Below are 1,842 nucleotides of genomic sequence, written 5' to 3' on the forward strand. Positions count from 1 at the left end.
ATGCAGCCCGGTGACCACACCCCAAATTACACCTCATTGACGGACGTGACCCAAGAGACATGCCCTCAATAGGCTGGGACCGATCGGGACCGATATATCCTTCTGTTCGCTGCGTGTTCATGGTTCTTGCTCCATTTGGCGCGTCTGAAACACAGCCAAATCGTGCAGTCGCAACACTGGCAGTGTAGAGGTCAGCGGTTCGATCCCGCTAGGCTCCACCATTTTTCCTCGACATCGCAGGATATCTGGCGTCAGACTTCGCGCTGACAATGCGCGTGGCATTGCACCTGCGCAGCGGTGGAGGACGATCCATGAGCAAGCTTCTCATCGCAGGTGCCACCGGGCTGGTCGGGCGGATCGCCCTGGCCCGGGCGCTCGATGATCCGCGCGTGACGGGTGTCGTCGCCCCGACGCGACGCGCGCTGCCCTCGCACCCGAAGCTGGTCAACCCGCTCATCGATTACGAATTGCTGCCGCCCGATGCCGATTGGTGGCGTTGCGATGCCGTCATCTGCGCGCTCGGCACGACACGGGCCAAGGCGGGGTCGGCAGAGGCGTTCTGCCGGGTCGATCACGATTATCCGCTGATGGTTGCGACGCACGCACGCGCGCACGGCGCGAAAGCCTTTGCGCTGGTGTCCGCGATCGGCGCGGATGCGGGCTCGCGACTGCTCTACAACCGCACCAAGGGCGAGGTCGAGGCAAGCATCGGCGCGCTTGACTATCCCAGCTATACGATCGTCCGCCCCGGGCTGATCGGCGGGCAACGCGACGATTTCCGTCCGATGGAGCGCGTGTCCGATGCAATCCTCACTGTGCTAGGGCCGGTGCTGCCGCGCCAGTGGCGGATCAGCCCGGCCGCGAATATCGCGGCCGCGCTGATCGAGGCGGCGCTGGCCGCAAGGCCGGGACGGCACGTCGTGAGTGCCGCCCAGCTAGCCTGACCTATTCTTTCGGTGCACCGGATTTGTCGCGGATCGCCTTGAACTCGGAGCCCGGCTTCCATTGCGGCCAGCGGGTCGAATTGGCGAGCTCGGCGCCGATGATCCCGGTGAGCGCGATGTCCTGCACCGCGCCGTCGAGCTTCCAGTCCGGCCCCCAGGCATCGCACGCCTGGTGATAGCACTGGCCGGTATAGGCATCGATCCACGCCTGGCCCGCCGCGACGCCGCCCTGCCTGAGGTCGGAGGCCCCCGCAATGCCCATCAGCAGCATCACCGGAACACCGCGCTTGGCGAAGGAGAAATGGTCGGCGCGGTAGAACAGGCCGCGTTCGGGCAGGCTTTCTGGCGTCACGGTACGGCCCTGGGTCGCGGCCACCCGCGCCATGTCGTCCTCGAGCGTGTTCTGCCCCTTGCCGACCAGCACCACATCCTTCGCCGCGCCTGCGGTCTGAAGGATGTCGAGCGCCAGATTGGCGACGGTCCTTTCCATCGGATAGACCGGGTTGGCGGCATAATATTCGGAGCCGAGCAGCCCGCGCTCCTCGGCCGTCCACAGCCCGAACACCACCGAGCGCTCGGGCGCGGGGCCCGATTTCAGCGACCGCGCGATCTCGAACAATCCGGCAATGCCCAGCGCATCGTCATTGGCCCCGGCGCGATAGATGCGGCCCTGGGCGTCGGGCTTGCCCTCGCCATAGGCATCCCAGTGCGCGCCGAACATCACGACCTCGTCGGGACGCTTGCTGCCGGTGATCTTGCCCAGCACATTGTGGCTGGTCACGACCTCGGGCTGCACCGGAATATCGGCATGGAGCGTCACGCCCTTCAACTCCACCGGGCGGAACTTGGGCGAGCGCGCCTCGACCTCGAGCTTGGCAAGGTCCAGCCCCGCCGCCGC

2 protein-coding genes are annotated in these 1,842 nt (G+C 66.2%); one reads left to right on the top strand and one right to left on the bottom strand.

What is annotated here, in order from left to right; translation table 11 throughout:
• The first annotated feature begins 311 nt into the window (after positions 1-311).
• Positions 312-944, top strand: coding sequence for an NAD(P)H-binding protein (locus AX735_RS00205; protein WP_066274062.1), 633 nt, complete (start codon positions 312-314; stop codon positions 942-944).
• 1 nt (position 945) lies between these two features.
• Here the strand turns inward: AX735_RS00205 and AX735_RS00210 are convergent.
• Positions 946-1,842 (bottom strand): M20/M25/M40 family metallo-hydrolase (locus tag AX735_RS00210; RefSeq protein WP_156447372.1); only part of this gene is annotated, 897 nt, incomplete at its 5' end.

It is taken from the genome of Blastomonas sp. CCH1-A6, assembly GCF_001556365.1.
In the GTDB taxonomy this organism is placed as follows: domain Bacteria; phylum Pseudomonadota; class Alphaproteobacteria; order Sphingomonadales; family Sphingomonadaceae; genus Blastomonas; species Blastomonas ursincola.